Raw genomic sequence first — 14627 nt, 5'->3', positions numbered from 1 at the left:
GGCCGGCGGGGTGCGCCCCCTGCGCCGGCCGGGCCCTTCCGGGCCTCTCCGCCGACGGTGCCGGAACGCGTCACATCTGACCCGTGCGTGACTTCTTGTCGGGTTCAGGCCCTCCCAGTACCTTCTGCGACACCGGACGTGGGACATCCGACGTCCGGTTGTCGCGTGAAGGGGCGGAAAGATGACGTCGGTTGTCGACCCACGCACCACATCCCGCACCAGAGCCCGGGGCGCCGTGCGCCGCGCCGCGCTGACGGCCGTGGCCCTCCTCGCCGTCGCGACGGGGCCGCTCGCGGCGCCCGCGCACGCCGAGCCCGGAACCGGAACCGGGCCCGGGGCCGGGGCCGGGGCCGAGCCGGACTTCTCCCAGCAGGTGGTGTTCAAGGCGTCGCAGGAGCAGGGCTACGCCTGCTTCCGCATACCCGCCGTCGTCCGCACCACCGACGGCACGCTGCTCGCCTTCGCCGAGGGCCGGGTGCGGGACTGCTCCGACGCCGGGGACATCGACCTCGTGCTCAAGCGCTCCACCGACGGCGGGCGCACCTGGGGCCCGCTCCAGGTCGTCAGCGAGGGCGACGGCGACACCCACGGCAACCCCGCGCCCGTCGTCGACGAGCGCACCGGGCGCGTCCTGCTCGCGGAGACCTGGAACACGGGCCGCACCGACGGCCGGAACTGCGAGACGCCCTGCGACCGCACACCGCACCTCCAGTACAGCGACGACGACGGCGAGACCTGGTCGCAGCCCCGTGACCTGAGCGACCAGATCCTTCCCCGCGACTGGAACTCCTGGTACGCCACGGGCCCCGTCCACGGCATCCAGCTCCAGCGCGGCAGGCACGCGGGACGGCTCGTCCTCGGCGTCAACGCGGAGACGTGGAGCGGCGGCGGCGAGACCCACAACCACGCTGCGCTCGTCTACAGCGACGACGGCGGGGACACCTGGCGGCGCGGGGCCACCGACACCTGGCCGTACGAGGCCGACGGCACCTTTCGGCAGAAGCCGCAGGAGATGACGCTCGTCGAGCGCGAGGACGGCTCCGTCTACGTCAACGGCAGGGAGACCGAGGGCACCGACCTCGGGCACCGGACGGCGACCGTCAGCCGGGACGGCGGGCGCACCTTCACCGGCCCCTTCCGCGCACTGCCCGGCCTCTACACCCCGCAGGTCCAGGGCTCGGTGCTGCGCTTCGGCGACAGCGGACGGCTGCTGTTCGCCGCACCGGCCGACCCCGACCGCCGCCGGACGATGATGATCCGCTCCTCCTACGACGAGGGCGCCACCTGGGAGAGCGTGGACCGGGGCAGGACGGTGACCACGGACTGGTCCGGCTACTCCGACATGGTGCAGGCCACCCCCGAGCGGGTGGGGCTGCTGTACGAGGGCGGCGCCGTCGACGCGCGCGACGAGATCCGCTTCGCCCGCTTCACCGAGGGCTGGCTCGGGGAGCGGCGCGGCCCCGACCCCGTCACGCCCGACCACGCGCCGGGCGCCCGCGACGCTCTGGTGCTGGGCGGCGCGGCCCGCACGGAGGACCGGCACGGGCGCGGGCGCGCCCTGTCCTTCGACGGCGGCGACGACGCCGTCCGGCTGCCCCTCCGGCACCAACTCCCGCTCGGGACACGGGACTTCACGGCGAGCCTGTGGTTCCGCTACGAGGCGACGGGCGGTGAGCAGCCGATGCTGTGGATGGGCGGCGTCGGGCCCAACCAGCCGCAGGTGCGGCTCGTCGGCGATCCGGCGCGCTCCCGCCTCACCGCCGCGATCACCACCCGCAGCGGCACGTCGCCCGTGACCACGGCGGAGGTCGCCACGGACCGCGCGTACAACGACGGCCGCTGGCACCGCGCCGAACTGCGCCGCGCGGACGGCGAACTGCGGCTGACTGTGGACGACAGCACGGTGACGGCCCCCGACGTACCGGGCACGGTGAGCCGCACCTCCCCCTTCGGCGTCCACCTGGGCCAGAAGCCCGACAGCCGCTCCCACTTCACCGGCGCCCTGGACGATGTCCGGGTCCGCGCGGACGAGGGCGCGGGGCGTGGGACGACGGTGCTGTGGCTGCCGCTGGACCATGTGCGGGGGCGATGAACTGCCGCACCGCTGAACTGCCGCACGCTGCACCGCTGCGCCGCCGCACGAGTCCGCTCGCGCGTATGGGCAGTTTGGCCAGAATCAGACAGATATTCTCCTGGGATCGGGGAATCACCCTCATTTCAGGTTTCACATCATCGCGGTCGGTCGCACGAGCGGGGGGTCGCCGTGCGGGTGCGCGAGAATCGGGGGAAGACCATGTCCGAATGGATGGCGACGGCGCAGGCCCTCGTTCCCTACGCCAGCGCGGCGGCGACGACCTTCGCCGCCTCGGTCGTGCAGGCGGCCCAGAACCGGGCCGCCGAGGGCCTGCTCGACCACGGCGGTGAGCTGCTGAGCCGCATGCGGCGCCGCGAGCCAGGCGATCCTCCGGCCACGCCGGACGAGGAGGAGGCCCTGGAGGCCGTCGGCCGCCTCCCGGAGGAGGAGCGGCTGCTGCTGGACGAGGCGCTCGGGCAGTGGCTCGCCGCCCGCGATCTGAGCGACGCGGCGCTCCACCGCCGCCTCGCCCTCGTACACCAGGAGCACCACTCACACGGGAACATCTCCGTGGCGGCGTACGGTCCGTCGTCGAACGCCATCGGGCAGCTCTACGGAGGTCTGCACATGGGGCAGCAGCCGGACCCTACCGGCCGCCGGGACCGGCGAGAGGAGAGGGAGTGACCGCTCCGGGCGACGCGCCCGGAGGCGTCCGTCACGGCGACGAGACCCGTGCCGAGACGTTCGGGCCGCACTCCGCCGCGATAGGCCGGGTCGGGCAGGTGATTCTCAGCCTCTTCGCCGGAGATGTCGGAGAACTGTACGGGCGGGCCAAGCACTGGAGCGGCTGGAACTGGCCGCCGTTCCTCCTCGTCGTGACGCTGACCACGATCGCGCTGGTCACCGCGCCGGACGGCCCCGCCCGGCAGCTCGGCTGGGTCTACGCCGTGCTCGGTGTGGCCGTCGTCGTCTCGTTCGCGCGCGTCGTCGGCGTGCCCGACGGCCGCTCCGGGGTCCGGCGCGGGCTGATGACGGGCGGTTCCCTGCTGCTGGCCGTCCTCGGGCTCATCGGCATGGACCACTACGCCGACCACGGCGAGGTGGCCGTCACCGGCACGGCCCGCCTCATACCCAACGCACCGGCAGGGAACGGCGCGGAGGTCGAGTTGTTCGTGGACAACACGCCGCGGCGGTCCACGCTGCGGCTGGCGCTGACGGCCGAGGACTCCGCTCCCGGAGCCCAGACGTGCACCCCGGAGACGGAGTTCGCCGCCTCTCTCGTGGGAGGCGGCGCCCCCGGCAGGGCCGAGGGCATCCGGCCCGGCGAGGCCGTCGAGTTCCCCCTGGGCGGACAGCAGGGGAACGTGCGGGTCCGCTTCACCGTGACGACGGACGAGGGGTGCCTCATGCGCCTCTCCGTGGCCGAGGCCACCCTCCACGACTGCCACACCGACGCCACAGGGGGTCACCGTGCACCGCAGAACAGCGCCGGGTGACGGCGCCTCGTCAGGACAGCGCTCAAGGCGGCCGTTACGACGGCCGTCACAGCAGCGGGGACGAGGGCGAAGGCGGGGGCTGCGGCACATCCGCGCCGACGCGCCCGCCGTCACGCTCCCTCTCGTCCTCGTCCTCGGCCTCGCCCTGGTGGCCTCCTGTGCCTCCGGCGAGAGCGGACAGTTCCTCGGCACCAGCAGGGTCACCGTGGCCATGCACAACGACCTCCCCGGCATCTCCTACTCCGAGAACTACGACCGCTCCGGCTTCGACCACCTGCTCCACGAGCGGATCGAGAAGGCCATGGGCGTCTCGTTCAGCGAACCGGTGGACGTGTCGTCGGCCGACCGCATCTCGCAGTTGGAGCACGGGGACGCCGACATGGTCATCGCCTCCTTCTCGATCACCCCGGACCGGATGCGCAGGATCGACTTCGCGGGCCCGTATCTCAAGACCCGCCAGGGCTTCCTGGTCGACGAGGACCGGCCGAGGAGCGGCGGCATCGAGGAGCTGAAGGACCTGCGCGGCAAGACCGTCTGCACCTGGGACGGCACCACGTCGGAGACGGCCCTCGCCGAGGTCAGGACCGCCACGGGTGTGACCCCGCAGGTGCTGGACGACGCGTCGGACTGCATCGAGGAGCTGAAGAAGGGCACCGTCGACGCCGTCACCACCGACCAGCTCATCCTCTACGGCTTCGCCCGCCACCACGCGAAGGACGGCCTGCGTGTGGTGGCGGACCTCACCATAGGCGCGCCCCAGCACTACGGCATCGGGCTGCGCAAAGGGTTCCGGGAGGACTGCCGGAGACTGGCCGACTGGCTCAAGGAGTACGTCGGCACGAGCGAGTGGATACGCGACGTCGAGACCTCGCTGCCCCAACTGCCCGCACAGGACCCCGGCTGGATCAGCACCCACAAGCCGAGCACCGCCGCCATCGACTCCCGGTCGTGCCGCGACAGGCCCAGCCCGTGACCCGCGCCGCGCCCACGATCAGCACGGCGCCCGCGCCCGTCGCGCCCGCGAACCGCCCCGCTCAGGACGCGGGGACCTCGTACCCCCACGCCCCGGCGATCTCCCGCAGCCGGGGCGGCAGGCCCGCGCAGTCCGCCTCGCGGGCACCGCGCGCGGCCTGGACGCGGCCCGACTTGATGTTCTCGCTCCAGTCGCCCATCTGCGGGCGGAACGTGCCGTGGTCCTGCTCGCCGTACGCGAGCATGCCCGGCTCCCACTCCAGGTCGAGGTAGGCGCAGATCTCGCGGGTGGCCTTCTCCGGTTCGGCGGTGAGGTCCTCGTACGTCAGCGTGTGCCCGTTCAGCGCGGCGCGGGCCTCCTCCAGGCGCTCCGCGTACTCCAGCACCTCCTCGTGGATGAGCGCGACGTCCGGCTTGTCTCTGCGGTTGACGAGAGAGGTGACGATGGCGCCGGGGTGGCGCAGCAGGAAGAGGTACCGCGCCCGGGGCCAGGCGCGGTGGAGGCGCGGCCACATCAGGGTGTTGGGCGGGGTCTTGTCGACGATGACGTCCTTGCCGCTGCGCTCCAGCTCCAGGTCGAGGACGCGGTCCCAGAGCAGGTGCTCCAGCTCCTCCTTGTCCAGCCTCAGCTCGCGCATGGCCTCGGCCGTGAACTCGCGGTCCATGCGCACATGCAGGGTGCGCAGGTGCATCTCGTGCGGGGCGCGGACGCGCGAGTGGCTGTTGAGCAGCACGCGCAGCAGGGTGGAGCCGGAACGTACGGGCGAGAGGATGAAGACGGGCGACTCCACGAGGCGGCCCGCCACGGGCGCGACGAAGGAGCCGTCGGCGCGGAAGCCCTCGTCGGGCCCCGTTCCCGGGCCGCCGCGCGCCGCCGCGCTCTCAACGCCGGGTGGTCGCAGCGCCTCCGCCAGCAGCCTGCCCCTCCGCCTGAGCCCCTTGCGCACGGTCCCCATGCCACCCACTCTCCACTCGCGGCTCGTCCCTCGGCGCCGTCGGGGCACCATCCCAAGGGACGTCGGCAAACTCGGGGTGAAGTGCAGGCGACGACCAGCGCTTGGCCAGAAACGCGCACACCATGAGCTGCATCTGGTGGAAGAGCATCAGCGGCAGCACGGCGAGGCTGGCCTGCGCACCGAACAGCACGCTGGCCATGGGCAGCCCGGCCGCCAGCGACTTCTTGGACCCCGCGAAGGTGATCACGACGCGGTCGGCGCGGACGAAGCCGAGCTTGCGTGCCCCGTACCAGGTGAGCGTCAGCATCAGGGCGAGCAGCACCGCCTCGACGCCGAGCAGTGCCAGCAGCCGCAGCGGGGTGACCTGGCCCCAGATGCCCTCGTTCATGCCCTGGCTGAAGGCGGTGTAGACGACGAGCAGGACCGAGCCTCGGTCGACGAGGCCGAGGACGCGCTTGTTGCGGGTGAGGAAGCCGCCGATCCAGCGGCGCAGCAGTTGCCCCGCGACGAAGGGCGCGAGGAGCTGGCAGGCGATGCCGACGAGTCCATCGGCGCTCAGGCTCGCGTGGCCGCCGATGAGCCAGGCCACCAGGAGCGGGGTGGCGATCATGCCGATGAGGCTGGAGTACGTGCCCGCGCAGATGGCGGCCGGCACATTGCCGCGGGCTATGGAGGTGAAGGCGATCGAGGACTGGATGGTGGAGGGCACCAGGCAGAGGAAGAGCAGCCCGGACTGCAACTCGGGGGTGAGCAGCCAGGGCACGAGCCCCTGGGAGGCGAGGCCGAGCAGCGGGAAGACCGCGAAGGTGCACAGGACGACGGCCAGGTGCAGCTTCCAGTGGCGCAGCCCGTCCACGGCCTCGCGGGTGGAGAGCCGCGCTCCGTAGAGGAAGAAGAGCAGCCCGACTGCGATCTTGGTGGCCCAGCCGAAGCCGGAGGCGACGCCGCCGCCCGCGGGCAGCAGCACGGCGAGCAGCACCGTGCCCAGGAGCAGGACGATGTACGGATCGACCAGACGTGCTAGGCGGCGCATGAGCTCCCTCGGTACCGTGCGGCGACCCCGGCGGCGTTTCACCGGACGGGTACCACAGTACGGAAGGACCTTTCCGGCCTTTTCCCCGGAACCCCGGCCCCGCGTCCCCCGAACCCCGGCCGCGCATCCGGGCCGGGCCCGATTCGCTCCGCGCGGCGCCCGTTCCCTGTCCGGCCGTGCGCCGATTCGGGGAGGTTCGGTGCAGATACGTCGATCGATCTGCAACGGCCTGGGCCCGCACGTACCGAAGTGACCCCAATTGACCGACTGACCAGCACGGACGCCCCTCCCCAGCGCGCTCCGTATCCGATACGGTCGCTCGCGCTGTGTCATACAGCGGTGCCCTGCACGTCGAGGAGCAGACCCATTGCACGAGTTCACCGTCCCGGCTGTGGCGACGGCGCCCCAGGTAGGAGGGCTGGCTGACGCCGTCTTCGACCATGCCGCCGAGGATCCTGACCGGGCGGCGCTCGCCCGCAAGGACGCGGGCGGCACATGGCGCGATGTGACCTCGGGCGAGTTCCGCGACCAGGTGCTGGCGCTGGCGAAGGGGCTGCTCGCCGAGGGCGTCCGCTTCGGGGACCGGGTCGCGATCATGTCCCGTACCCGCTACGAGTGGACGCTCTTCGACTTCGCACTGTGGGCCATCGGCGCCCAGGTCGTCCCGGTCTATCCCACGTCCTCCGCCGAGCAGGTCTTCTGGATGCTGCACGACGCGGACGTCTCGGCCGCGATCGTCGAGCACGAGGACCACGCGATGACGATCGGCTCCGTCATCGGCAGGCTGCCGGGGCTCAAGCGGCTGTGGCAGCTCAACGAGAACGCGGAGGCCGAGCTGTCGCGGGCCGGTACGCACATCGACGACGACGTCGTGCACCGGCACCGGCTCGCGCTGACCCCGGACTCGACGGCCACCGTCATCTACACCTCCGGCACCACCGGCCGCCCCAAGGGCTGCGTGATCAGCCACGCCAACTTCATGGCGGAGGCCGACAACGTCGTGGGGAAGTATGAGCGGGTCTTCCGCTCCCGTACCGGCGAGCAGGCTTCACTGCTGCTCTTCCTGCCGCTGGCCCATGTCTTCGGGCGGATGGTGGAGGTCGCGGCGATCCGCGGCCGGGTCAAGCTGGGCCACCAGCCGTCGATGACGGCCTCGGCACTGCTGCCCGACCTGGCCGCCTTCCGGCCGACGTTCATCCAGGCCGTGCCGCACCTCTTCGAGAAGATCTTCCAGGCGTCGCGCCGCAAGGCGGAACTGGAGGGCAGGCTCGGCCCGTTCGAGAAGGCCGTGGACATCGCGGTGCGCTACGCGGAGGCCGTCGAGCAGAAGTCCTTCGGCACGGGCCCGGGGCCCGGGGCCGCGCTGCGGCTCCAGCACCAGGTCTTCGACAAGCTGGTCTACTCGAAGGTGCGCGACGCGATGGGCGGCCGGTGCCGCCACGCGATGTCGGGCGGCTCGGCGATGGAGCGGCGCCTCGGGCTCTTCTTCGATGGCGCGGGCATGCGCATCTTCGAGGGGTACGGGCTGACGGAGTCGACGGCGGCGGCCATCGCGAACCCGCCCGAGCAGACCCGCTTCGGCACCGTCGGCGTCCCGATCCCCGGCACGACCGTGCACATCGCGGACGACGGCGAGATCTGGCTGTACGGCGGGCAGGTCTTCCAGGGCTACCTCAACAACCCCAAGGCCACGCACGAGTCCCTGCACGACGGCTGGCTCGCCACCGGCGACCTCGGCTCGCTGGACGAGGACGGCTATCTGACGATCACGGGCCGCAAGAAGGAGATCCTGGTCACCTCGGGCGGCAAGAGCGTCTCGCCGGGGGTGCTGGAGGAGCGGGTACGGGCCCATCCGCTGGTGGCGCAGTGCATCGTCGTCGGCAACGACCGCCCGTACATCTCCGCGCTGGTGACCCTCGACCCCGAGGCCGTCGCGCACTGGCTGGCGATGCGCGAGAAGCCCGAGCTGAAGGCCGCCGACCTGGTGCGCGACCCGGATCTGGAGACCGAGATCCGGCGCGCCGTGGTGGCAGCCAACACGCAGGTCTCGCAGGCCGAGTCGATCCGCACCTTCCGGATACTGGCCGCGCAGTTCACCGAGGAGCAGGGCATGGTCACGCCCTCGCTGAAGCTGAAGCGCCAGAAGATCGAGAACGCGTACGCCGTCGAGATCGAGGCGCTCTACCACAACTGAGCTGCTCGCGCCGCTCACCGTCACCCCTCACATGGCACCGCTCTGACCTGGGCAAACGCGCCGGGAATGCGCGTAGCGCGGCGATCGTTGACCCTGGTGTCAACCGGAACCAACGATTCAACGTGAGGACCGATCGCTCGTGCGCAACGTTCCCACCATCACTCTTCACAACGGCGTCGCCATGCCCCAGCTCGGTTTCGGCGTCTGGCAGGTCCCGGACGACGAGGCGGCGGACGCCGTGGGCACCGCGCTCCAGGCGGGTTACCGCAGCATCGACACCGCTGCGATCTACGAGAACGAGAAGGGCACCGGGCAGGCCATCGCGGCGTCCGGGCTGCCCCGCGAGGACCTGTTCGTCACCACGAAGCTGTGGAACAGGGATCAGGGCTACGACTCCACCCTGCGCGCCTTCGACGCCTCTCTGGAGCGGCTCGGCCTCGACTACGTGGACCTGTACCTCATCCACTGGCCGGTCCCTGAACAGGACAAGTACGTCGACACCTGGAAGGCGTTCCAGAAGATCGCCGCCGACGGCCGCGCCAAGGCCGTCGGTGTCTCCAACTTCCAGCCCGCGCACCTCCAGCGGCTGATCGACGAGACGGGCGCCGTCCCCGCCGTCAACCAGATCGAGCTGCACCCCCACCTCCAGCAGCCCCTGCCGCGCGCCTTCCACGCCGACCACGGCATCGCGACCGAGGCGTGGTCCCCGCTGGGCCAGGGCAAGGACCTGCTGAAGGAGCCCACGCTGGCCGCCATCGCGGACAAGCACGGGAAGACCCCGGCGCAGGTCGTGCTGCGCTGGCACCTCCAGATCGGCAACGTCGTGATCCCGAAGTCCGTGACGCCCTCCCGGATCAAGGAGAACATCGACGTCTTCGGCTTCGAGCTGGACGCCGGTGACCTGGAGCGGATCGCGTCCCTGAACACGGACACCCGGCTGGGTGCCGACCCGGACGAGATGAACTGGCTGGGCTGAGCCCCGCCGCGTGACCGCGCACGACGAAGGCCGTCGCCTCCCCCGCCGGAGGGTGGCGGCCTTCGTCGTTCCCTCGCCGCGCGGCCGTTCCCTTGCCGCGCGGCGCGCCCCGTCGTAATTTCCGGACATGGAGCTGGAATTGCGCCATCTGAAGATCATTCGCGCGATAGACGACGCGGGCAGCCTCACCCGCGCCGCCACGGCGCTCGGCCTCGCCCAGTCGGCGCTCAGCGGCCAGCTCAAGCGCATCGAGCGCTCACTCGGCGGGCCCCTCTTCGACCGCGACCGCGGGGGCGCGCGGCCCACCCCGCTCGGCGAACTCGTCCTGGACCGGGCGCGGGTGCTGCTGCCCGCCATCCACGAACTCCAGGACGACGCCGTCCGGTTCGCCAACGCCTGGGAGGGCATCCCCCGCTTCCGGCTCGGCGGCACCCACGGCCCCCTGCTGGGCAGGCTGGTGGACCGCATCGCCGCCGTGCATCCGTCGGCGCCGCTGAGCACGTACACCGCCTGGTCCGTCGCCGAGATCAGCGACCTGGTGACCGAGGGGCGGCTCGACTACGCCCTGGTGGGCTGCTGCGGCGACAGCCCGCCGCCCGCCACGGAACGGCTGACGTGGCGCACGGTCGGCCGTGACCCGGTCTTCGTGATGCTGCCCGAGGGGCACCGCCTCGCGGGCGAACGGGAGCTGAGCCTGCGGGAACTGGGCGGGGAGAGCTGGGCCTGCGTACCGGGCGACGGCTGCTTCGGCGACTGCTTCTCCGCCGCCTGCGCGCGGGCGGGCTTCACCCCGCAGACCGTGTACGAGACGGACACCGCCTCCTTGGTCCACCTGGTGGAGGTGGGGCGGGCGATCGGACTGTGCAGGGCCACGTTCGCGCCCGCGCCGGGCATCGTGACGGTCCCGTTGCGCGGGACGCCGCTGCGCTGGCGGCACCTGCTGGGCTGGCACCCGGGATCCCCCGCCGCGGGGACGGCGCCCGCCGTGCTGCTGCACGCCCGCCAGGCGCACGACGAGGCGGCGCACCGCAACCCGCGCTACGCGGAGTGGCTCGCGCGAGAGCCCCAGCCGGGCCGGGCCGAGGCCCACGGCTGACCCACCATGCGGCGTAAGGGCCACGCGAGCGGACCCCTCGACGCGCCACCGGCGCACCAAGAACGCGCCGACGCACGGCCACCGCCCCGTGGACACACCACGCGGGCGGCCGTCGACGCACGACCGCCGCACCGTGCATGCGCACGACCGCCCACCGTCGACGCACCGTGCACGCGCCGCCGATCCGCACGGCCACCGCACCCGGACGCACCGTGCACGCGCCGCCTGGCGCGCCACCGATCCGCGCCGCCGCCGCACGGCCACGCTCCGTGGGGCGCGCCGCCGGGCGCACCACCGCCGCACCACCGCCGCGGGGCCAGGGCCTGGTCCCAGGGCGGGCCCGGACCGCGAGGGCGTCGGCGGGCAGGTGGCCGCGAGGTGTTCCCCGGGCCGGCCGGGGGCCGCGAGCGTCCCCTCGGCTCCTCAGCGCGCCTGAGCGCGCTGAGGCATCGCATCGCGAGAGGGGTGAAATGGCAGGTACACGCCGACCGGGCGCGCGGCTACGTTGATCCGCACCCCCCGACACGAGGAGAGACCCCCATGCTCCGCAACGTCGGCGTGGTCGCCGGATCGGCTCTGGCCGCCGGTGCCCTCGCACTCATCGCCATGCCCGCCACAGCGGGCGAACCCGCACCCCCGCCCTCGTCGTACGCCGCTTCCGTGGCGAAGGCGGCCGAAGCCCGTCCGGCGCCCCCGGTCCCCGAAGCGATGCTCGACGCCATGCGCCGTGACCTCGGCCTCACCCCCGCCGAGGTCAGAACCAGAGTGGCCAGCGAACACCGTGCCCCGACGGTGGAGAAGGCCCTCAGCATGGAGCTGGGCACCCGCTACGGGGGCGCCTGGACGACGGGCCCCACGTCGAAGCTGGTGGTGGGCACCACCAGCGCGACCGAGGCGGACACCATCGCAGCGGCCGGTGCCACCCCGAAGGTCGTCGACCACGGCCTCGCCGAACTGGATGCCGCCAAGGCCGCGCTCGACCGCGCCGCCGAGCGCCGCACCCCGGGCAGCATCCCCGCCTGGTCCGTCGACGTCCGGCACAACACGGTGACCGTCTTCGCCGCACGGCCCGCCGAGGCACGGCAGTTCGTGGACCGCAGCGGCGCCGACGCCTCCGCCGTGCGCGTGGTGAAGTCGGCGGAGCAGCCGCGCCCGTACTACGACCTGCGCGGCGGCGACGCCTACTACATGGGCGGGGGCCGCTGTTCCGTCGGCTTCCCCGTCACCAAGGGCACCCAGCAGGGCTTCGTCACCGCCGGGCACTGCGGCAGGACGGGCACCAGCACGACGGGCTACAACCAGGTGGCCCAGGGCACGTTCCAGGGCTCGTCCTTCCCCGGCAACGATTACGCGTGGGTCGCGGCCAACAGCAACTGGACCGCCACCCCGTACGTGAAGGGGCAGGGCGGCGCCAACGTCACCGTCGCCGGATCCCAGCAGGCGCCGGTCGGCTCGTCGATCTGCCGCTCCGGGTCCACGACGGGCTGGCACTGCGGCACCATCCAGCAGCACAACACCAGTGTCACGTATCCGCAGGGCACCGTGAGCGGGGTGACCAGGACCTCGGTGTGCGCCGAGCCAGGCGACTCCGGCGGCTCCTTCATCTCCGGCAGCCAGGCGCAGGGCATGACCTCGGGCGGCTCGGGCAACTGCCGCAGCGGCGGGACCACGTACTACCAGCCCGTCACCGAGGCGCTGTCCGTCTACGGCCTGACGCTCAGGACCAGCGGCGGCAACGAACCCCCGCCCACCGGCTGCGCCAAGCCCTCCGCCTCCTACGCCGGTTCGCTGACCAGCGGCGAACAGCGGGTCGAGCCCAACGGCACGTCGTACGAGTCGACGGCCTCCGGTCCGCACACCGGCTGCCTGAAGGGCCCGTCGAGCGCCGACTTCGACCTGTACCTCCAGAAGCTGAACGGCTCGACGTGGACGACCGTGGCCAGCGGCACCAGCCCAGGACCCGACGAGACCGTCACCTACGACGGCACGGCGGGCACCTACCGCTTCCTCGTCCACGCCTACAGCGGCTCCGGCTCCTACGCCCTGGACTCGGTCAGGCCGTGACCCCTCCCCCTCCTCCCGCGCACGCCTTCCCCCGCGTGTCCCGGCCCCTGGCTCCGGCCGCGACACCGGCGAGTGACAGGGCCGCCCCCGGCTGAGGAGGGGGGGGAAGGGTGGCCCTAGCCCGCGCCGTGGCCCGCCGCGATCTCCTCGATCCGGCGGGCCAGCGCGATGTCCAGCTCCGTGATCCGGCCGCCCGCGCTGTGCGTGTTCACGGCGACCGTCAGCTTGTTGTAGCCCAGGCCCAGCTCGGAGTGGTGCCCCAGCTCCTCCTGGATGGCGGCGATGTGGACGACCATCGCGGCGGCGGGCAGGTGCTTGTCGAACGCGTAGGCGCGGGTGATCCGGCCGTCGTCGACGCTCCAGCCGGGCAGTCCGGCCAGCGCCTCGTCCGTCTGCTCCGGGGTCAGCGGCTCGGGGGACATGGCATGGTCCTCGCTTCCAATGGACGCTTCGGGCACTGCCCCCCAGCGTAGGACCGCCGTACGGCGACCGCCGCCCGCGGCGCTCCCACCTGCGCCCCCGCCGCGGATGGTGTACCTGGCTACACCCCCCATCGGCGGTGAGCCCCCGTCCGGGAGGCGTGCTGCGCGGCTGTCGGGCGCGGTCCGCGCCCGCGAGGCTCGACCGCATGACGACAGCACTTGAGACACCGGAGACACGGGCTCCCTCCGAGAGCGGCAGAGCCGTCCAGGGCAAGGCGGCCGGGGGCGGGGGCGGGGGCGGGAGCGACTTCGCGGGGCTCTCGCGGCGCGTGGCGGAGGCCGGGCTGATGGAGCGTCGGCCGGGCTACTACGCGCTGCGCCTGACCCTCGTCGGACTCGCCTTCGTGGCGGGCTGGGTGGCGTTCTTCGCCGTCGGCGCGAGCTGGTGGCAACTGGCCGTCGCCGGGTATCTCGGGCTGGTCTTCGGCCAGTTGGCGCTGATCGCGCACGACCTCGCGCACCGCCAGGTGTTCCGCGGACGCAGTGCGAGCGAGACGGGCGGCAGGCTCGTGGGCAACGTCGGCATCGGCATGTCCTACGGCTGGTGGATGAACAAGCACACCCGCCACCACGCCAACCCCAACCACGAGGAGCTGGACCCCGATGTCGCGCCCGACATCCTCGTCTGGTCCCAGGAGCAGGCCCGCGAGGCGAAGGGGCTGCCCCGGTTCATCGGGCGCCACCAGGCGGCGCTGTTCTTCCCGCTGCTGACGCTGGAGGGCTTCAACCTGCACGTCTCCAGCATCCGCGCCCTGCGCCAGCCGCACATGAAGCGCCCCGTGCTGGAGGGCACGCTGCTCTTCGGACACCTCGCCGTGTATCTGGCCGCGCTGTTCCTGGTCCTCCCGCCGGGCATGGCGGTGGCCTTCCTCCTGCTGCACCAGGCCGTCTTCGGCGTCTACCTCGGCTCGATCTTCGCCCCCAACCACAAGGGCATGCCGATGCTCTCGGGCGACGAGCGCCCCGACTTCCTCCGGCGGCAGGTGCTGACCTCGCGCAACGTGCGGGGCGGCGCGCTCACCGACATCGCGCTCGGCGGGCTCAACTACCAGATCGAGCACCACCTGTTCCCGAACATGCCCAGCCCTCACCTGCGCCGCGCCCGGCCGATCGTCCGCGGCTACTGCGCCGAGCTGGGCATCCCGTACCACGAGACGAGCCTCGTGGCCTCGTGGCGGGAGGCACTGCGGCACCTGCGCGAGGCGGGCGCCCCGATCCGCGACTCCTCGATCCGCGACGCCTCCCCGGGCGGCTCCTGACCGACCATTCTTGACCGGTCATTCT

12 protein-coding genes are annotated in these 14627 nt (G+C 72.4%); 9 read left to right on the top strand and 3 right to left on the bottom strand.

Annotated elements, in window-relative coordinates; translation table 11 throughout:
- Positions 1–181: 181 nt before the first annotated feature.
- The 4 genes from ACWGJ2_RS00535 to ACWGJ2_RS00520 all read left to right on the top strand — a co-directional run bounded on the left by ACWGJ2_RS00535 (position 182) and on the right by ACWGJ2_RS00520 (position 4543).
- On the top strand, positions 182–2092 hold the full coding sequence (locus ACWGJ2_RS00535) for an exo-alpha-sialidase (RefSeq protein ID WP_453343686.1): 1911 nt from the start codon (positions 182–184) through the stop codon (positions 2090–2092).
- Between the two features lie 201 nt (positions 2093–2293).
- Positions 2294–2758, top strand: a complete 465-nt coding sequence (locus tag ACWGJ2_RS00530) for a hypothetical protein (protein ID WP_453343685.1) — start codon at positions 2294–2296, stop codon at positions 2756–2758.
- Complete coding sequence (locus ACWGJ2_RS00525; RefSeq protein WP_453343684.1) at positions 2755–3570, top strand: hypothetical protein; 816 nt, start codon at positions 2755–2757, stop codon at positions 3568–3570. The genes ACWGJ2_RS00530 and ACWGJ2_RS00525 overlap by 4 nt, the downstream gene beginning before the upstream one ends.
- On the top strand, positions 3545–4543 hold the full coding sequence (locus tag ACWGJ2_RS00520; RefSeq protein ID WP_453343683.1) for a transporter substrate-binding domain-containing protein: 999 nt from the start codon (positions 3545–3547) through the stop codon (positions 4541–4543). Before ACWGJ2_RS00525 ends, ACWGJ2_RS00520 begins: the two co-directional genes overlap by 26 nt.
- Before the next feature lie 61 nt (positions 4544–4604).
- On the opposite strand, the gene ACWGJ2_RS00515 is transcribed toward ACWGJ2_RS00520, so the two are convergent.
- Both ACWGJ2_RS00515 and ACWGJ2_RS00510 read right to left on the bottom strand, forming a co-directional pair.
- Complete coding sequence (locus ACWGJ2_RS00515; protein WP_453343682.1) at positions 4605–5498, bottom strand: sulfotransferase family protein; 894 nt, start codon at positions 5496–5498, stop codon at positions 4605–4607.
- Positions 5425–6531, bottom strand: a complete 1107-nt coding sequence (locus ACWGJ2_RS00510) for a bile acid:sodium symporter family protein (protein ID WP_453343681.1) — start codon at positions 6529–6531, stop codon at positions 5425–5427. Before ACWGJ2_RS00510 ends, ACWGJ2_RS00515 begins: the two co-directional genes overlap by 74 nt.
- 367 nt (positions 6532–6898) lie before the next feature.
- Between ACWGJ2_RS00510 and ACWGJ2_RS00505 the strand changes: the two genes are divergently transcribed.
- The 4 genes from ACWGJ2_RS00505 to ACWGJ2_RS00490 all read left to right on the top strand — a co-directional run bounded on the left by ACWGJ2_RS00505 (position 6899) and on the right by ACWGJ2_RS00490 (position 12861).
- A complete protein-coding gene (locus ACWGJ2_RS00505; protein ID WP_453343680.1) occupies positions 6899–8725 on the top strand; it encodes an AMP-dependent synthetase/ligase in 1827 nt (608 codons plus the stop codon).
- Between the two features lie 139 nt (positions 8726–8864).
- The gene (locus ACWGJ2_RS00500) at positions 8865–9701 is read left to right on the top strand and encodes an aldo/keto reductase (RefSeq protein WP_453343679.1); all 837 of its coding nucleotides are present in this window, start codon (positions 8865–8867) and stop codon (positions 9699–9701) included.
- A gap of 127 nt (positions 9702–9828) precedes the next feature.
- The gene (locus tag ACWGJ2_RS00495; protein WP_453343678.1) at positions 9829–10797 is read left to right on the top strand and encodes a LysR family transcriptional regulator; all 969 of its coding nucleotides are present in this window, start codon (positions 9829–9831) and stop codon (positions 10795–10797) included.
- Positions 10798–11337: 540 nt separating this feature from the next.
- Positions 11338–12861, top strand: a complete 1524-nt coding sequence (locus tag ACWGJ2_RS00490) for a S1 family peptidase (protein ID WP_453343677.1) — start codon at positions 11338–11340, stop codon at positions 12859–12861.
- Between the two features lie 116 nt (positions 12862–12977).
- Here ACWGJ2_RS00490 and ACWGJ2_RS00485 read toward each other — a convergent pair whose 3' ends face one another.
- Positions 12978–13283 carry a 4a-hydroxytetrahydrobiopterin dehydratase gene (locus tag ACWGJ2_RS00485; protein ID WP_453343676.1) on the bottom strand — a complete coding sequence of 102 codons (306 nt, stop codon included), beginning with the start codon at positions 13281–13283 and terminating at the stop codon, positions 12978–12980.
- 206 nt (positions 13284–13489) lie between these two features.
- Between ACWGJ2_RS00485 and ACWGJ2_RS00480 the strand changes: the two genes are divergently transcribed.
- Positions 13490–14602, top strand: coding sequence for a fatty acid desaturase family protein (locus ACWGJ2_RS00480; RefSeq protein WP_453343675.1), 1113 nt, complete (start codon positions 13490–13492; stop codon positions 14600–14602).
- The last annotated feature ends 25 nt before the right edge of the window (positions 14603–14627 follow it).

It is taken from the genome of Streptomyces sp. NPDC054796, from assembly GCF_053611545.1.
This window is presented reverse-complemented; position numbering and strand designations above follow the sequence as displayed.

What these genes read in the sequence shown, in the direction of transcription:
- ACWGJ2_RS00535 (WP_453343686.1), top strand. Translation starts at nt 182, where the DNA reads ATGACGTCGGTTGTCGACCCACGCACCACATCCCGCACCAGAGCCCGG.
- ACWGJ2_RS00530 (WP_453343685.1), top strand. Translation starts at nt 2,294, where the DNA reads ATGTCCGAATGGATGGCGACGGCGCAGGCCCTCGTTCCCTACGCCAGC.
- ACWGJ2_RS00515 (WP_453343682.1), bottom strand. Translation starts at nt 5,498, where the DNA reads ATGGGGACCGTGCGCAAGGGGCTCAGGCGGAGGGGCAGGCTGCTGGCG.
- ACWGJ2_RS00510 (WP_453343681.1), bottom strand. Translation starts at nt 6,531, where the DNA reads ATGCGCCGCCTAGCACGTCTGGTCGATCCGTACATCGTCCTGCTCCTG.
- ACWGJ2_RS00495 (WP_453343678.1), top strand. Translation starts at nt 9,829, where the DNA reads ATGGAGCTGGAATTGCGCCATCTGAAGATCATTCGCGCGATAGACGAC.
- ACWGJ2_RS00490 (WP_453343677.1), top strand. Translation starts at nt 11,338, where the DNA reads ATGCTCCGCAACGTCGGCGTGGTCGCCGGATCGGCTCTGGCCGCCGGT.
- ACWGJ2_RS00485 (WP_453343676.1), bottom strand. Translation starts at nt 13,283, where the DNA reads ATGTCCCCCGAGCCGCTGACCCCGGAGCAGACGGACGAGGCGCTGGCC.
- ACWGJ2_RS00480 (WP_453343675.1), top strand. Translation starts at nt 13,490, where the DNA reads ATGACGACAGCACTTGAGACACCGGAGACACGGGCTCCCTCCGAGAGC.